The following is a 16,570-nucleotide window of genomic DNA, read 5'->3' as shown; positions in this document are numbered from 1 at the left end:
CTTATGCTGAAATTATTCAAGCTGTGTTCCCAAATATTCCCATTCCTGCAAAGCAAGATCCAGATTTTCTTTGGTTTTATTGTATTTTTCGAGGGTTTCCTCAGAAGGATTTTCTTTAGTAAAAGAAGCCTCAAACTTTTCTATAGCGGTCTCAAGCTCTGCAATTTGCTCTTCCACTTTTTTCAGCTTGTTCTGAATATTTTTCTGTTCTTTGCTTAGAGTTCCTGATGTTGATTGCTCGCTGCCATTGCCGGATGTCTTTTCCTCTTTCTTTACCCTTACTTCAGCTTTAGCTTCTTCACCATGAAGTTTAGCTTTTTCGGCTGAAATTTCTCTGATGGACTCTTTTTGTCTGTATTCAAGATATTCGTTGATGTCGCCCAAAAACTCCTTCATTTTCCCGTCCCGGAACTCGTAAATTTTATCACAAAGTCCCTGTAAAAATTCTCTGTCGTGAGAGATCACAATCAACGTTCCTTCAAACTTCTGCAAAGCAAGCTTAATGATTTCTTTTGACTGAATATCAAGGTGATTGGTAGGTTCGTCCATAATCAATGTATTGAACGGACGTAACAATAACTTACACAGCGCCAAACGGTTTCTTTCACCTCCGGAAAGCACTTTCGTTTTCTTATTTACCGCTTCACCCTGAAAAAGGAATGAACCTAATAAATCTCTTACTCTCGGTCTGGTTTCTTCGGTAGCCGCATCTTCTGCTTCTTCCTGCACCGTTTTATTCGGAGTCAGAACCTCTTCCTGATTCTGAGCAAAATAACCAATATTGACATTATGTCCTAAATTCCAGCTTCCTGAATAATCTTTAATATCTCCTGCAAGAATTTTAGCTAATGTAGTTTTACCCTGTCCGTTTTGTCCGAGAAGCGCAATTCTGTCTCCTCGCTGAACCATAAAATCTACATTATCAAAAATTTTCTTTTCTCCGTAAGATTTCCCCAGGTTTTCTGCCTCAAAAATAACTTTTCCGGGAACTACAGACTGTACGAAACGGATATTAAATTTAGAAACGTCTTCATTATCCACCTCAATTCTTTCGATTTTATCTAATTTTTTGATCAGTGACTGGGCAAAAGAAGCTTTTGTAGCACTTGCACGGAATTTATTGATATTATCTTCCATCTGCTTGATCTCCGCATCCTGATTCTTTTTTGCCTGAATCAGCTTTTCACGGCGGTCTTCACGCATCACCAGATATTTGGAATAGTTGGCTTTATAATCATCAACCTTTTTATTATTAATATCAAACGTTCGGTTGCAGACCGCAGTCATAAACTGCTTATCGTGACTTACCAAAACAATTGCTCCCGGATAATCTTTCAAAAAGTTTTCCAGCCAGATGATAGATTCCATATCCAGGTGATTGGTAGGCTCATCCAGAAGCATAATATCATTCTTTTGAAGAAGAAGCTTAGCCAGCTCAATTCTCATTCTCCATCCTCCGGAAAATTCATCTGTTATTTTCTGAAAATCATCTGCTTTAAAGCCAAGACCGAAAAGCACTTTCTCCATATCTCCTTCCAGATTGTAGGCATCGTGATGCATCAGGAGATCATTCAGTTCAGTCATTTTATTGATAAGATCAGTATAAGAATCACTTTCGTAGTCCGTTCTTACCGTCATCTGATGATTTACTTCCTCCAATTCTTCTTTCCAGGCATTGATCTGCTCAAAAGCCTGCATGGTCTCGTTCCAGACCGTTCTTCCCTTTACAAAATCAAGATCCTGTTTAAGGAAGCCAATCGTAATATTTCCTTCCGGCACAACATTTCCTTCATAAAAAGAAATTTCTCCTGAAAGCATTTTCAGCAGCGTAGATTTCCCTGCTCCGTTTTTTCCTACAAGACCAATTTTATCGTCTTTTTTGATAGTGAAATTAACGTTCTGAAACAAATAATTTCCCGAATGATGTAAACCTAAACCCTGAACCGAAAGCATCTTTTATGAATATTAATGATGAATAATGTATGTGAATGTTTTTCGGGTGCAAAAGTAAGCAAAATAAAAGAATTGTAAATCAGTTATTCCGTTTCTAGATAATTATTTACAAAGCTCACAAGTGTTCTGGTTCTTTTTGAAATCACTAATGCAATTTATAAGTGTCACGGATATATAAAAGAAATGCATTTATATTATTCAAAAAAATATAAACGAAACTGATTCTTATAATTAATTCCAAGAAACATCTGCTTCTTGGAATTTTTTTTTGGAGATTAAATCACTTATCCCACCGTCAAAACCACCTTCCCATTAACGCCGCCTGCGGAAACTAAATTTTGAGCTTCGGCAGCTTGACTCATCGTAAAAGTTTGGGCTACAGAAGGTTTCAGTTTTCCTTCGGCAAGCAATTGCAAACCGTATTGCATATTTTTTGCCGATAAATCCGATGAAACGAACTGTGCTTTCACGCCAAATTGTTCCGCCAATTCTTGCGATGGCGGCATTGTGATGCTCAACAATGTTCCGCCTTTTTTCAGCACTTCAAACAAGGCATTTTGCGACGGTCCACCCGCACAATCAATCACCAAATCCGCTTCTTTTACCAATTGCGTAAAATCCTGCGTTTTATAATCAATCGCTTCATCGGCACCCAAATTTTTAATAAAATCCACGCCTTCGCCCGAAGCTGTACCTATTGCATACGCTCCCAACGCTTTCGCCAGTTGAATCAACGCTGCACCAACCGCTCCAGAAGCTCCTTGAACAAACACTTTTTGCCCAGCTTGTACGTTTCCTACATTCACCAAAAGCGACTGAGCCGTTGCCATCGGAATCACCAATGCAGCCGCTTCTTCAAACGAAATTTCGGCAGGTTTTTTCGCTACATTTTGCTCCGGAACTACGCAATATTCGGCATACGTTCCGCCCATTGCCGACACCATTACTTCATCGCCCATGTTGAAGTTTTTCACTTCACTTCCTACCGCTTCTACGATTCCCGCAGCATCCAAACCTGGTGTGAAAGGAAATTGCACCGGATATACTTGTTGCATATAACCTTGTCGGATTTTCATATCCAAAGGATTGATGGTAAATGCTTTTACCTTTACCAACACCTGATTTTCTTGGGTTATCGCCGCTTTTGGCACTTCATTTTCTGTTACTACGTCTGCATTTCCAAATGCCGTGTATTGTATTGCTTTCATTGTTTAAATTTTTATTTCTTGTTTTTTTGGGCAGCTATTTGATTTCATCGAATAGCACGTTTTTTATTTTTTTATGGCAGCTATTTCCGCCCTCCGTTCCCGCTTTTTTGTTCGTCGTTCCTCCTCACAAAAAGAGCTCCACTCAGGTCGGGCTGCAACCATTCGAAGAAATTATCAGAATCGAAACACATTAATTTTTGAAGCGTCAATATATAGGTCGCTCCTACGGAGCTTCGCTTCGCCTATTTTACTTTTTCTATTAACAGTGCATCCCTTCGCGATTTTTTTGCTTTATTAGCTTTTCAATATTTCTATTTTATACAAAGAAGATCGCTCTTACGGAGCTTCGCTTTTAACAAAATTATCTTTTCTATTAACATTAAATCCCTATAGGATTTTTTTAGAACAATGCTAAATTAATGTTTGCTTGTCGTTCTTAACAGGTCGCTCCTACGGAGCTTCGTTTTTCACGAATTCATCTTTTCTACTAACAGTAAATCCCTACGGGATTTTTACAATACATTTGATTGTGTAATTTTCAATTTGATAAACGAACTAAATCCTACTTATTTTCCATTTAGCTCCGTAGGAGCAAACTGTTAATAGAACTTTCATTCATACCGCAAGTTCAGCTCCGTAGGAGCGACCTGTTCATCACATTTTAATTGTTATTCAAAAAAGGATAATCCGTAAAACCTTCCACTCCCGGTGTGTACAGCGTATTATAATCTATTTCGTTTAGCGGAGCGTCTTTTGCCAAACGCTGATCGAAATCTGGATTAGCAATGTAATTTCTTCCAAACGCTACCAAATCCGCAAAACCTTCTTGCAAAGCCGTTTCAGCGGTTTCAGCAGTAAGTCCGTTGCAAAGAATCATCACACCATCGAAATTTTCTTTTAAACCCTTCATCAATGTTTCAGAAACTTGCGGATTATAACTCAAATGCAAATACGCAATCCCGATTTTGTTCAGTTCCGCCGCCAAATAGGTGTAGGTTGCATTCACTTCTTCTTCGCTGTACGGCTGCATATCGTTGAACGTAGAAAACGGCGAAATTCGCAATCCTACTTTTTCTTTACCAATTTCATTGGCGACTTTTTGAGCCGTTTCAATTAAAAATTTCACTCTATTTTCGATGCTTCCGCCAAATTCATCGGTTCGGTTGTTTACGTTCGGATTCAGGAATTGTTCCAACAAATAGCCATTTGCAGCGTGCAGTTCTACACCGTCAAAACCCGCTTCCACAGCGTTTTTCGCAGCCGAAACGTATTCGTTCATCACGTCATACACTTCATCGGTGGTTAAAGCCACTGGTTGCGAATGTTCCTTCATTCCTACACCATCGGAATACATTTCTCCTGCTGCTTTAATGTCCGAAACGCCGATTACTTTTCCGCCTTTTGGTAAATTAATATCGTGGGCAACACGACCGGTGTGCATCAATTGTACAAAAATTTTGCTGTTGTTTTCGTGAACGGCAGCGGTTGTTTTCTTCCAACCTTCTATTTGTTCTGGGCTAAAAATTCCGGGGATTCTGCTGTAACCCAAACCATTTGCCGATGGCGACGTTCCTTCGGTAATGATGAGTCCGGCGCCGCTTCTTTGGGCGTAATAGGTTGCCATCAAATCGTTGGGAATATTATCAATGGCTCTGCTTCTGGTCATTGGAGCCATTACGATATGATTTTTTAGGGTAAAGTTTCCTTTCGAAAAAGGATTCAATAAAATGCTCATAATTGTCTTATTTTTTTTGCAAAGATAAATATTAAGTATATATTTGCTACCTAGTAGTAAAAAAATACAAGTATATAAAAAGATACCTATGCTGAAAGTCACTTCAAAAGAACAAGGCGCATTAGTAGTTGCCGATGTATTGGAAATTATTGGTGGAAAATGGCGTGGATTGATTTTGGCAAAACTCTGCGATGGATCGAAACGGTTTAACGAATTGAAATTGGATTTAAAAAACATTACTTCTTCTACTTTAACCAAAGAATTACGCCATTTGGAAGACCTGAAAATGATAGAAAGAGTCGTTATCCAAGAATCGCCGATTGCCGTGGAATACCGAATGACGGATCACGGAGCGTCCATCAAACAACTGATTTATCAAATCATCGAATGGGGATTGGAACACCGAAAGAAAGTGATTGGGGAGCAATAATTTCCACAGATTTTCGCAGAATTTTTCTCCGATGCACGCAGAAAATCATCAGGAATAAGTTATAAAAAAGAATTACACCTAGTAAAAAATGACCCAAACAAAATCCATTTGGATAACCTCTGGCTACGAAATATTGGCGTTGCAGGGCGAAAATGCCTTGAAAATAGAAACGCTTGCCAAAAAAATCGGGATTAGCAAGTCTTCCTTTTATCATCATTTTGCGAATATGCAACTCTTTGTAGAAGAACTCCTGAATTATCATTTGGAACAATCTAAGATTATTGCCGAAAAAGAGAAATTGGCTCAAACTATACAACCTGAGTTGATAGAAATTTTGGTGGAACATAAAACCGATTTACTTTTTAACCGCCAACTTCGGTTTAATCAACAGAAAAAAGAATTTCGGGAAACGCTGGAAAAATCGAACCAAATTATAGGAAATGAATTTGTAAAAGTCTGGGCAAACGATTTGCAACTGAAACTTTCGGTAAAGCAGTTGGAAAGTATTTTTGAACTGGCTTTGGAAAATTTTTTCCTTCAAATAAACCCCGAGAATATTAGTTTTGAATGGATTTCGCATTATTTTGAAAATTTGAAAAGAATTGCTAAAAATTTTGAGTGACATTTTCAATAATCTCCTGTTTTATACCCAAGGTACTAAACTTTGTTGCTGTTGCGCCCCGACCTGAGTGGAGCTCTTTTTGTAAATTCCGGAATGGCAAAAGCTTTGGGGGATTTACAAAAAAGCGGGAACAGAGGGCGGAAAAAGGCGCCCAAAAAAATTAATCTATCATTTTGTACGCAAGCGTCTACAATCTGAACTTTTGTAGGACTAATTTTGCAAAAAATTTAGATAATGACACAAGAATTTCACAAGTTTTACCTGAAAATTACCGCAATTGTCGTGGGTTCTTTTGGTCCGATTTTCTTTTTGGGAACAATGTTGCCAACTTCGGAACCGGCACGCTGGTCTTTGGATTTGCTGAGTCTTCCGCTGGACGGATTGCAGAATTACGAAGCACCAACCACCCGATTTTTGAGTGCTTTAACGGGCGGATTTTTGTTTGGTTGGGGTGTTTGCATCTGGTTTTTGCAAAAATGGGTCTACGATAAAGCACCAAATGAAGTAAGAAAAGCAGTTTTAGCGGGACTTTTGGCGTGGTTTTTCTTGGATAGTGCGGGTTCTGTAGCATCGGGAAATACGAGTAATGCGTTTATTAATATTTTGGTGTTGCTGATTGCAGTTGGGCCGCTCTGGAAAGCTGCAAAAGCTTGAAAAGGTATTCATAGATTTGATTTTCTGCAAAAAAGTGTTCACGCAGATTTTTGCACATTTAAAACTCTGATTTTCACAGGTTTTTTCCCGAAAATAAGCTTGTCTAAAGTAAAAAAATCGTTGCAAAAAATCATAAGTGCTCCTTTAGGAGCAGAATCTGTGTAGAGATAATAGCAATTAGACCAAGCGCAATCCGTAGGATTGCAATAAAAATATTCCAAATTCAATACTTATAGATAGCATTCCTACGGAACGCAGAATGATTTTGAACATTATTACTACACAGATAAAACTCCGAAGGAGTTTACAGCAAAGTGAATTTTAAATTTTAACTCACTTTAAACAACTAAATATACCATCAAGCTTTTCCTGCCGATTTTTCGCCTGAAAAGCATACTAAATAATGTATTAGGAATTTAATTAACTCAAAAAAAATAAAAAATGAACAATTCTAATTTTCTAAAGGTTCTTTTAGCTCTACAAGCTTTGGCTGTTTTGGTGTACACCATTTTGGTGTTTCAAAAAGAAGGCGCTGATTTACTAAGTGTTTTTATCGCCAACATCAAAAACATAGATTGGAATGGGCAGTTTAACCTTGATTTTAGTTCTTACCTTACCCTTTCGGCTTTGTGGATTATGTGGCGTAATCATTTTTCTGGATCATCTATCGTTATCGCCATTATTGCTGGTGTAATCGGGATTATTGTTTTTGCACCTTATGTATTGCTATTGCTCATTAAAGAAAAAGGCGATTTGAAAAAAGTTTTGGTGGGCAATCGATAAACGTTGCTTTCGGGGTTGTTTTTTGCTTAATTTTGCCTGCAAGATGAAGCCCGAAAACGACCAACTGTACCAGTTTTTCATTACCGAATTTCCTTTTAACAAAGAAGAGTTGGAGCTTTTTGTGCATTCTTTTGAAACCAAAATGTACAAAAAAAACCAGCCCATTTTGCATTTTGGGGAAACAGAAAAAGAACTTCGTTTTTTGGACAGCGGAATTATTCGGGAATTTTATGCCAACAACGGAAAGGAGAAAAACATTGATTTTTTTCTTGACAAAGAATTTGTAACCGATTTCTATTCCTTTGTTTCCGAAAAACCGACCCGCAAAAATCAGGAATGTGTGACCGATGTACAGATCAGAACCTTATCCAAAGAAAAATTCCTTCATTTTTTGAAGGAATACAGTTGCGGAAAACTCTTTGTGGACGAAATTTTTCAACGGATTATTGAGAAAAAAGAACAAGATGAATTCAGCCAATTCATTAATACCGCCGAAGAAAATTACAAAATTTTGTTGCAACATCAACCGAATTGGCTGCAACAGATTCCGCAGTATCACATTGCTTCGTATCTGGGAATAACGCCCGAAACATTGAGTAGAATTCGGAAACGGATTTTTTAAAATTTGGGCGTGCCCTTCCTTCATTCTTCAGTCAGGTCGGGCTTTTCGTTCCAATTTTTTTGTTCGTTCCTCACAAAAAAGATTTCCACTGCAATCCCTCACGCAAAAAAACTCGAAAAAAAGAAATTTCTTGATTCCAATCAATGACTTGCATCGCTCCGTCGTTTCATATTTACAAAAATTTAAAATTTTAAAAAAAATGAAACTACATCATCTTCGTAACGCCACTTTGGTTATAGAAACACAAGAAAAATTTATTTTAGTCGATCCTATGTTGGGCAAAAAAGGTTCGAGTTTGCCTTTCACGCTTTTCCGTTTCAAACCGAGGAAAAATCCTTTGGTAGATTTACCTTCCAACAGCGATTCCGTTTTAGAAAAAGTGACGCATTGTTTGATTACGCATTTGCATCCCGATCATTTGGACAAAGACGCAGAAGCGTTTTTGAAAGAGAAAAACATTCCTGTTATTTGCTCCAAAAATGATGAAAAAACACTCCAAAAAAGAGGATTAAACATTGCTGAAAGTCTAGATTTTTGGAAAGAATACGGCTTTTTGGGCGGGAAAATCATCGGAATTCCTGCCATTCACGGATACGGATTTATTGCAAAACCAATGGGAAATGTGATGGGTTTTTATGTGGAATTTCCAAATGAAAAATCCATCTACATCAGTGCAGATACTGTTTATACAGAACACGTAGATCGGGTTTTGCAGGAACTGAAACCCGACATTTCGGTTTTGGCGTGCGGAAGCGCTCAACTGGATTTTGGAAAACCGCTTTTGATGACGATGGATGATATTTTAAAATTCATCAAAAATGCACCCGGAAAAGTTTTTGCCAATCATTTGGAAGCGCTGAATCATTGCCCAACCACGAGAATTCAACTTCGCAATGAACTTAAAAATCATCAGTTGCTGGAAAAAGTTTTTGTTCCGGAAGATGGAGAAAGTGTGGTTTTGTAGTGTTTTGTAATGCCTTTCCCTTGATAATTTCCAAATTAACGGCTGAAAATTGATTATCCGCAACATATAAATATAGTAACCTTTTCAGTCAGCTTACTTCTGTCTTAATTATTTATACTTGAAGATAATTGTAGAATATCAAATACTCCTCATCTAATCAGTAATTTCTTACGGTAATATGAAAACAGCTTTGCTGCCTTTCTTTAATGTAATAGATACGCCCCAGATTGGCGTAATGCTTTAAGACTTTTTCTAATGCCGCTTCCAGTTTAGGATTGGTTCGAAGAACATTATTAAATCTCACATAAGAAATATCGAAAGAATTTCCATAATTATGGGAACTGATGCCTAACGACGCATTGCTGTTGACTTTTCGCAATCTGCATTGATCCTCAAGCGTTCTTGTGAGTGACGAAACGGTAAAAGTCTGACCTTTGGTCTCTTTGCTGAATTTTGCTCCGATGTTTTCTAATGTAATTTTCGCTTTTGAGACCAAATATGCTCTACTGTAATCCAGTTTTTGCACTCTGAAACCTTTACCACTTTTTTTAACAGTATGGAATTTACCTTTATTGATATATCTCTGAACGTGAGCTGTAGTTTCCAGGATTTTCACATTAAAACTTCTTGAAGCGTCCAGATGAGGCTGATAAAGAAAAGTTGGCTGAACTTTCAACACCTCTTTCAAATCGTAGCACGGACTAATCTTCTGTGATGACTGAGAATAAAAAACATGACCTAATAAAAAAAGAAAAAAATACAGCAGCTTTTTCATTAAAATAATTTCAACTTAAACTTCATTTAATCTGTAAACTTTTCAAATATAACAAATTTTCAGTTAATATTTTTTAGCGAAGTTGTTTAAAGTTTCCTAATTAGAATGCAGACAAAAGCTAACAAGTGTAAGTCTCTCCAATGTTTTTCCTTAGTCTCATATCTTATTAATAGTGCTTTGAATCCGTCTATCCATGCATTCATTCGCTCAATGACGATTCTTCTTTTGTAAAGTTCTTTATCAAAAATTTCTTCTCTATCTGAGATATTGCCGTTTCTTTTATTGAAATCAATATTGGCAAACAGATCATTTTTTATACAAAAGTTTCTCAATTCCCAAGCATCAAAGCCTGCGTCAGCATTTAGAAAAAGGTAATCTGTCCTAATTTCGGATTTCTTTATGTCTTTCAACATCATATGCAATTGTTGTTCGATTTCAAAAACATCATGATGGTTTCCGGAAGTAACTTCCGAACAGCTTAAAGGAAGACCATTATTATCACAAATAAAAAGCATATTGCTCGTCTTTGCTTTTTTTCTTCCCTGACAGCCAACATTCTCACCTCCTCTTTTTGATATTGTATGGGATCCGTCCAACTGAATACAGCTCATGTCCAAAAGTGTTTTGTACTTTTCTAAGAGTCTTTGTTTGATCATTTCCCAGCTTCCATTTTTACTCCATCTTGCAAAATGCTGGTAAACACTGTTCCAGCTATATTCTACTTCAAAAAACTGTTTCATAGGAAGTTCCCGCCATTGACAGCCTGTTTTAAGACGATATAGAATAGCTCTTACAACATCTTCCAACAATACTTTGGAGTTATTTTTCTTTTCTCCTAATGATAAATACGGACAAATCTCTTTTTTATAATATCTTTGCTTAACAAACTTTTTTTTGAAAGAATGAAACAACTTTTTCATAAAGTTTTCATTCTTTCTTTTACTTTAAACAAGTTCAGCATTTATACATTATAGCTCTCATAAAAACAGGCTTTAATTATATAAAGCCTGTAAGATTGAATTTTTACCAGAAACTATTTTTTGATGAACTGATGTCTCATCATTTTGGATTCTGATTCTATCTGGAGATAATAATTTCCTGTGGATAAGTCTGATATATTCAGCCTGTATTTTGTCTCATTATTTACCGCTTGTTTTCTTACTAATCTTCCGTCTGACGCAAAAATATGTATCTGCTGTAAAGGCTTGTCACTTTTAATAATGATAAAATCGGTTGCCGGATTTGGAAAAAATTTAGCAAAATCTTTCTGCACATCATTCACTGATAGATTGGGCAATGTGGCTTTTGTAAGATACTGAAACTGACCAGTAACCAATTGTGTCTGAACGCCAGTTGCTGTATTAATAGAAAATAATGCGCTTCCTGTAGTATAAAGAATATTTCCGTTGTCAGCCTGAATAACACCTCTAAGGTTCCCACTACTTACCGGATAATAATTCAGAATACTTCCGTTTGCTGATGAAATTACATATACTCCGGCATTATTTCCGGAGGTAGAATTATTTTGGAAAACCGCTGCAATAATATTTCCATTGGATGTAAAATTTATTTGCTGTAAATTCTGAAAAACTCCCGAAGGAACAAGATTTCCCTGCGAAACTCCTGAATAGTTAATTTTCTGAATGCCATTGATGTCTAAACCCGAAACATACACCGTCCCGTTATTGTTATCCAGCACATCAAATATTGATGTATTCGGAGCCGGATAAGTTCCTAAAAGAGTTCCCGTTAAACTGAAGCGGACGATTGAGTTTGCGGTTGCACCATTTGCACTTCCAGCATTAGTAACCCAAACCTCATTATTAACGACATTAATGCCGCGTAAATTATCTAATCCTGAAGAGATTGTAGACACATAAGCTCCTGATAAATCGTAGATGTAAATTTTATCACCCGTTTGATCTGTAACCCATATCCTATCATTTACCTGAGCAATACCTTTTACCGTTCCGGGATTTTGTGCCGTCATATCAATAAAGTTCGCATTGATGACTGAACCGTCTGACGAACTCAAACGGAGAATTTTCTTAGCTCCTGTAGCAGAAGACACCAAAAGAATACTGTTTTGAGCAGAGATAAATATTCCGGTCAGAAAAAACAGCATTTTGAAAAAAGTAGATTTTAAACTCATAATTAATTATTTTAGAATTATTATACATGATATTGTACGTGAAAAATGAAAATGTGTCTAAATATAGTTATTTTTTGTTAATAATTTAAAATTAACATCAGATTATTTATTAAAAACCACCAAATAATCTAATTAATTGAATAATTAATTTTTGTACATTAGCATTTAATAAATTAAAAAACATTAAAATGATTTCAAAAACATCAAAATTTGCTGCCGAAATGATTGGCACAATGGTACTTGTTCTCATGGGCTGCGGAAGCGCAGTAATTGCCGGTGCAGATGGCACAACAGGAGTCGGACTTCTGGGAATTTCTTTTGCATTCGGTCTGAGTGTAATCGCAATGGCATACGCAATCGGACATATTTCAGGGTGTCATATCAATCCTGCAATTTCAATAGCAATGGTTGCCGCCGGAAGAATGAGACTGGATGAAGCGATTCTTTATATTGTTGCACAAATCGCAGGTGCGATAATAGGAGCAGGAGTTCTTTACATAATTTTCACCAATCATCCCGGTGCTGTTATAGGAGAATGGGCATTGGGTTCTAACGGTTGGGGAACCGGTTATCTGGATGCTTACAATATGACTGCTGCATTTGTTGCAGAGTTTGTGTTTACTTTTATCTTTTTGATGGTTATTTTAGGATCAACCTCAACGAAAAACATCAATGGCGGATTTGCCGGTTTAGCAATTGGTTTTTCTTTAGTCCTTATTCATATTGTAGGCATAAAAATAACAGGAGTGTCTGTAAATCCTGCAAGAAGTATTGGTCCTGCTATTTTTGCAGGTGGAGAAGCACTTTCGCAGCTTTGGCTATTTATTGTTGCTCCGGTTTTGGGCGGTATTGTTGCCGCTTTCACTTACAATTTACTGATTGAAAAGCCTGAACATAAAGTATTATAGATCAGCGGCTTTTTATGAGATAAATCCTGCTTCATTTTTTATTGAGGCAGGATTTTTTTTATTTTTTATTTTTTAAATCAAAAGGATTTTTAAAAATAAGTTCTTCGTGCTTTCCTTTAATTTCCATTTTACGATAAAGAAGATTGAGTGCCATTTTTCTGATGAACAAATCCTTATCTGTAAGTTTCCAGTAAGAATCATTATGCACTCTCGGGGGTTTGCGGATTTCATAAAATTCAGTTTCCCAGGAATCTACATTGTGGTAAAATTCAATAATTCCGCAATGTGAAGGTATTGAAGAGTGTTCTATCATTCCCATCGGAAGCAGAAAACTGAATGTGTTGCAGATATAATCACCGCAGCATATCTTGTCATGTTTCAGATATTTTTCTCCTGTAGAATTATTGGTGTACGATTTTTTAAAATCATTTTTGAAATCACTTTTAGAAAGTTTTATTTCTATTTCGTGACTAAAACCCTCAGAATTAATGATTAGAATATCTGCTTCCCAATCTGCCTGAAAATGATTGGTAAGAACAATTTCTTTCTCAAAATCACATTGAGAATAAATGAATGCATGAACGAGTTCTTCTATTTTTAACACGATTTAATTTATATAATAAACCAATTGTCATCAACTTACAAGCAGACTGCAACCGCGAATATCGGAATGATCAATCCTTCCCAATATCTGAAATTTATCTTTCTCTATTTTACCTAAATCCTGAGTTGCAATAAATGAGCAGGAATGAATATTTGCCAAATCAATAATATTAATTGCTCCTGTTCTCCCCTCCTTTTCATAACTGAAAGGATCTTCGGTGTTTCTGATTAAAATTTTCATCCAGTCCGGACACTGGTATTCATTATTTCCTAAAGAATATGCCTGAGAAAGTAATTCGGTCATAGAATATTCTGAAAATATTTTATCGGTTCCAAAACCATTTTGCAGAATTTTCAGTAATTCATCTTTTGTCATTTCTTCTTTTCTTCCTTTCATCCCTCCTGTTTCAATCACAGTAAGTGTATCAGAATGCTCAAGGTTCTGAGTGCTTTGCAGACAATAATCTAAAAAATCCAGAAGTGCAAAAGAAACTCCGAAAAGAATTACTTTTTTACCTTTCAGAAAATTCAACAGATGAAGCAAGTCTTCATGATTGTACAAAAAATATCCGTTCTCTTTTTCACCAGATTTCTTCATCAGATAGTCTACCATATAAATGAGAGATGAATTTTTGCGTTCAAGATAACTGGGCAAAAGTCCGAGAAAAATAAAATCTTCCGGCTTGCCAACAAATTGCTCAAAGCTCCTTACAATACTTTCCTGATAAATACTCTCATCAGCAATATAATGCTTAGAAAGATTCATCATCGTAGTTCCTGAGCTCTGGAAATACAGATCTGAAGAAATATTTTTATTGAGAACTTTATGATTTTTAAACATCTCTATCGGCAGAAACGGAATTTTGTCCAAAGAATCAACACTCTCAGGATTGATATTGAGATAATCTACAAATTTCCTGTACACCTCTACATGATGATACTGAAATGTAAACGCTGACAACGAAGCTTCCAAAAAATCCTGTTCGTTCTTTATATTAAATATATTTTTCAACTTAATTCACTGCTTTATATAAATTTAATTACTCATTTTGAGGCAATTATATCTTCCAATCAAAAATAATTCACACTTTAAGAAGTAAATAAAAATTTGGTTTAATATTTTGTGTATATTCGTACCAGAATATGGATTAATAATAAGGGGTTTATAGCCTTTATTGAGAATTACCTCTTTTAGGGGTAATTTTTTATTTTACAGCCTCAAAAGTTTTCAGTTCAAATTCATTTTCAAAAACTCCGTAGGTGAAATAAGATATCCAGTCACCCAAATTAATGTATTTTGAATTCTTTTCCAATTTTAAAACCATGGGTAAATGACGGTGACCATAGATAAAATAATCTATATCTTCCTTCTCCAGTTTCTTTTTAGAGTAGATAATTAAAAACTCTTTATCCTCTCCTAAAAACTCTTTATCTTCGTCTCCCGAAATCATTTTGTTTTTCTGAGACAGATACAAAGCAATTTTCATTGCAATATCCGGATGCAGCCATCTGAAAAACCACTGAGCGACAGGATTGGTAAACACCTTTTTCATCCTTTTATAACCTTTATCTCCCGGTCCCAAACCGTCTCCGTGAGCCAAGAGAAACTGCTTTCCTCCCATTTCAAAATACTGTTTTTTGTAGAAAACAGTACAGCCAATCTCATCTTCAAGATAATCTTTCATCCACAAATCATGATTTCCGACAAAAAAATAAATCTGGATTCCGCTATCCTTCAATTCAGCAATTTTTCCTAAAACACGTACATAACCTTTAGGAATTACGTGGTTCCATTCATGCCAGAAATCAAACAGATCACCCATGAGAAATAAAACCTGCGCATCTTCTTTAATTTCATTCATCCAACGGATAAACTTTTCTTCGCGAATTTTACTTTCTTTAGGATTAGGAGCTCCAAAATGCTGGTCAGAAGCAAAATATACTTTTTTTCCGGGCTCTAAATGAATGGTTGTTTTAAGCACGACTTAACGTTTTAAATCTTTCGTATTAATTATCCTCAGCAAACCATTCTCCGTAGGAGTTCTCGGTTTCGTGAAGTTTAAGATAGGCAAGAGAAATTCCTTCCGGAAGTTTAGATTTTATTTTGGCTGCAATAGCATACAACATATTTTCGCAGGTTGGCTGAAAGGTGCAATAAATTACTTTATGCCCTTTTTCTTCGAGATCCTCACCCAATTGCTTATGAGGAGACAATCCGTTGATGAGTACAGCATGATCCCAAACATCTACAATTTCAGACTTTACAATCGTTTTTATATCTCCAAAATCTACCACCATTCCATTTTTAGGATGATCAAGATCATTAATTGGTCTTCCTTTTACCGTTACGAAAAGTTTGTAAGAATGTCCATGCATATTTTTACATTTACCATCATAATTATATAAAACATGAGCAGTTTCGAATGTAAAAATTTTTGTAATACGTATCATGCTGCAAAGATACGCAATTGTATTTTGCTTTTATACTCTATAAATTAACAAAAACTTCTCGTTAAGTCAGTCTAATGAATTTACCAATACAAAGTAGCGGTAAGCCAATATTCCTTTCTGGATTTTGGTCAGCTTGGCCGGATCCTTATCACTTAGTTTTGGCAGAATAGCTTTGTTAATCTTATTTAAAATTTTAAAAACTGATTTCTTCATAAGTAAATTTTATTCTATTTAAAAAACTATCTTCATCCGTATGTGTATCTTAAATCACGCTTATTTCATATCTTTAATTATAATTAAAGATATGAAAGAGTCATTTAATGAAAACAATATTCAAAATTGTCTGATTGCCGGAATAACTGCTTAGAATAAAAATTATCCAAAAATTATGCTATAAATATTATGAACGAAATATTTAAAAAACAGGTATGGCAAATTACAAAACTGGTTCCGAAAGGCAGAGTAACGAGCTACGGCGCTATCGCAAAAGCTGTTGGTTTTCCAAATCACTCCCGCCATGTAGGAAAAGCAATGGGAGGATGCCCTGATGATGTTCCGGCGCATCGGGTCATTTCATCATCAGGTTTACTGTCGGTTCCTGAGTTTCAAACAAGATTGGAAAAAGAAGGTATAGAAGTGGAAAATTTAAAAATCAGGAATTTTAAAAATATTTTTTGGAATCCTATGGAAGAAATATAATTAAATTTGAT

Annotated in this window: 19 protein-coding genes; 8 read left to right on the top strand and 11 right to left on the bottom strand. The window is 35.9% G+C overall.

The window, feature by feature from the left end; translation table 11 throughout:
• Positions 1-12: 12 nt before the first annotated feature.
• The 3 genes from AC0NBN_RS02175 to AC0NBN_RS02165 all read right to left on the bottom strand — a co-directional run bounded on the left by AC0NBN_RS02175 (position 13) and on the right by AC0NBN_RS02165 (position 4,896).
• Positions 13-1,953, bottom strand: coding sequence for an ATP-binding cassette domain-containing protein (locus AC0NBN_RS02175; protein ID WP_160811743.1), 1,941 nt, complete (start codon positions 1,951-1,953; stop codon positions 13-15).
• Positions 1,954-2,237: 284 nt separating this feature from the next.
• Positions 2,238-3,161, bottom strand: coding sequence for an NADP-dependent oxidoreductase (locus tag AC0NBN_RS02170; protein ID WP_160811744.1), 924 nt, complete (start codon positions 3,159-3,161; stop codon positions 2,238-2,240).
• A gap of 661 nt (positions 3,162-3,822) precedes the next feature.
• A complete protein-coding gene (locus AC0NBN_RS02165; protein WP_160811745.1) occupies positions 3,823-4,896 on the bottom strand; it encodes an alkene reductase in 1,074 nt (357 codons plus the stop codon).
• A gap of 88 nt (positions 4,897-4,984) precedes the next feature.
• Between AC0NBN_RS02165 and AC0NBN_RS02160 the strand changes: the two genes are divergently transcribed.
• From AC0NBN_RS02160 to AC0NBN_RS02135, 6 genes are all read left to right on the top strand, one after another.
• Positions 4,985-5,326, top strand: coding sequence for a winged helix-turn-helix transcriptional regulator (locus tag AC0NBN_RS02160; protein WP_143883841.1), 342 nt, complete (start codon positions 4,985-4,987; stop codon positions 5,324-5,326).
• A gap of 88 nt (positions 5,327-5,414) precedes the next feature.
• Positions 5,415-5,948 carry a TetR/AcrR family transcriptional regulator gene (locus AC0NBN_RS02155; RefSeq protein WP_160811746.1) on the top strand — a complete coding sequence of 178 codons (534 nt, stop codon included), beginning with the start codon at positions 5,415-5,417 and terminating at the stop codon, positions 5,946-5,948.
• Between the two features lie 234 nt (positions 5,949-6,182).
• Positions 6,183-6,602, top strand: a complete 420-nt coding sequence (locus tag AC0NBN_RS02150; RefSeq protein WP_143883843.1) for a hypothetical protein — start codon at positions 6,183-6,185, stop codon at positions 6,600-6,602.
• Between the two features lie 441 nt (positions 6,603-7,043).
• Positions 7,044-7,385, top strand: a complete 342-nt coding sequence (locus AC0NBN_RS02145) for a hypothetical protein (RefSeq protein WP_160811747.1) — start codon at positions 7,044-7,046, stop codon at positions 7,383-7,385.
• A 43-nt stretch (positions 7,386-7,428) separates the two neighbouring features.
• Positions 7,429-8,007 (top strand): Crp/Fnr family transcriptional regulator, encoded by a 579-nt coding sequence (locus AC0NBN_RS02140; RefSeq protein ID WP_160811748.1) that lies wholly within the window; start codon positions 7,429-7,431, stop codon positions 8,005-8,007.
• 199 nt (positions 8,008-8,206) lie between these two features.
• The gene (locus tag AC0NBN_RS02135; RefSeq protein WP_160811749.1) at positions 8,207-8,971 is read left to right on the top strand and encodes an MBL fold metallo-hydrolase; all 765 of its coding nucleotides are present in this window, start codon (positions 8,207-8,209) and stop codon (positions 8,969-8,971) included.
• A gap of 157 nt (positions 8,972-9,128) precedes the next feature.
• Here AC0NBN_RS02135 and AC0NBN_RS02130 read toward each other — a convergent pair whose 3' ends face one another.
• The 3 genes from AC0NBN_RS02130 to AC0NBN_RS02120 form a co-directional block, all read right to left on the bottom strand.
• The gene (locus AC0NBN_RS02130) at positions 9,129-9,746 is read right to left on the bottom strand and encodes a DUF5715 family protein (protein ID WP_143883848.1); all 618 of its coding nucleotides are present in this window, start codon (positions 9,744-9,746) and stop codon (positions 9,129-9,131) included.
• 86 nt (positions 9,747-9,832) lie between these two features.
• Positions 9,833-10,666: an IS5 family transposase gene (locus tag AC0NBN_RS02125; RefSeq protein ID WP_474466827.1), complete on the bottom strand. Its 834-nt coding sequence runs from the start codon at positions 10,664-10,666 to the stop codon at positions 9,833-9,835.
• Positions 10,667-10,779: 113 nt separating this feature from the next.
• Positions 10,780-11,898 carry a T9SS type A sorting domain-containing protein gene (locus tag AC0NBN_RS02120; RefSeq protein ID WP_160811750.1) on the bottom strand — a complete coding sequence of 373 codons (1,119 nt, stop codon included), beginning with the start codon at positions 11,896-11,898 and terminating at the stop codon, positions 10,780-10,782.
• Between the two features lie 188 nt (positions 11,899-12,086).
• Here AC0NBN_RS02120 and aqpZ point away from each other — a divergent pair, with 188 nt between their 5' ends.
• A complete protein-coding gene (gene aqpZ, locus AC0NBN_RS02115; protein ID WP_160811751.1) occupies positions 12,087-12,806 on the top strand; it encodes an aquaporin Z in 720 nt (239 codons plus the stop codon).
• A 58-nt stretch (positions 12,807-12,864) separates the two neighbouring features.
• Here aqpZ and AC0NBN_RS02110 read toward each other — a convergent pair whose 3' ends face one another.
• The 5 genes from AC0NBN_RS02110 to AC0NBN_RS02090 all read right to left on the bottom strand — a co-directional run bounded on the left by AC0NBN_RS02110 (position 12,865) and on the right by AC0NBN_RS02090 (position 16,073).
• Positions 12,865-13,410 carry a hypothetical protein gene (locus AC0NBN_RS02110; RefSeq protein ID WP_160811752.1) on the bottom strand — a complete coding sequence of 182 codons (546 nt, stop codon included), beginning with the start codon at positions 13,408-13,410 and terminating at the stop codon, positions 12,865-12,867.
• Between the two features lie 30 nt (positions 13,411-13,440).
• Positions 13,441-14,421: a LuxE/PaaK family acyltransferase gene (locus tag AC0NBN_RS02105; protein WP_160811753.1), complete on the bottom strand. Its 981-nt coding sequence runs from the start codon at positions 14,419-14,421 to the stop codon at positions 13,441-13,443.
• 193 nt (positions 14,422-14,614) lie between these two features.
• On the bottom strand, positions 14,615-15,391 hold the full coding sequence (locus tag AC0NBN_RS02100) for a UDP-2,3-diacylglucosamine diphosphatase (RefSeq protein WP_160811754.1): 777 nt from the start codon (positions 15,389-15,391) through the stop codon (positions 14,615-14,617).
• 25 nt (positions 15,392-15,416) lie between these two features.
• Positions 15,417-15,860, bottom strand: a complete 444-nt coding sequence (locus AC0NBN_RS02095; RefSeq protein WP_143883854.1) for a 6-pyruvoyl trahydropterin synthase family protein — start codon at positions 15,858-15,860, stop codon at positions 15,417-15,419.
• Positions 15,861-15,926: 66 nt separating this feature from the next.
• The gene (locus AC0NBN_RS02090) at positions 15,927-16,073 is read right to left on the bottom strand and encodes a hypothetical protein (RefSeq protein ID WP_474466819.1); all 147 of its coding nucleotides are present in this window, start codon (positions 16,071-16,073) and stop codon (positions 15,927-15,929) included.
• Between the two features lie 189 nt (positions 16,074-16,262).
• Here AC0NBN_RS02090 and AC0NBN_RS02085 point away from each other — a divergent pair, with 189 nt between their 5' ends.
• On the top strand, positions 16,263-16,559 hold the full coding sequence (locus tag AC0NBN_RS02085; protein ID WP_160811755.1) for an MGMT family protein: 297 nt from the start codon (positions 16,263-16,265) through the stop codon (positions 16,557-16,559).
• Positions 16,560-16,570: the final 11 nt, after the last annotated feature.

Source organism: Chryseobacterium sp. L12, from assembly GCF_056133985.1.
Note: the sequence above shows the minus strand (reverse complement) of the source record. Positions and strands in the feature narration are given on the sequence as shown.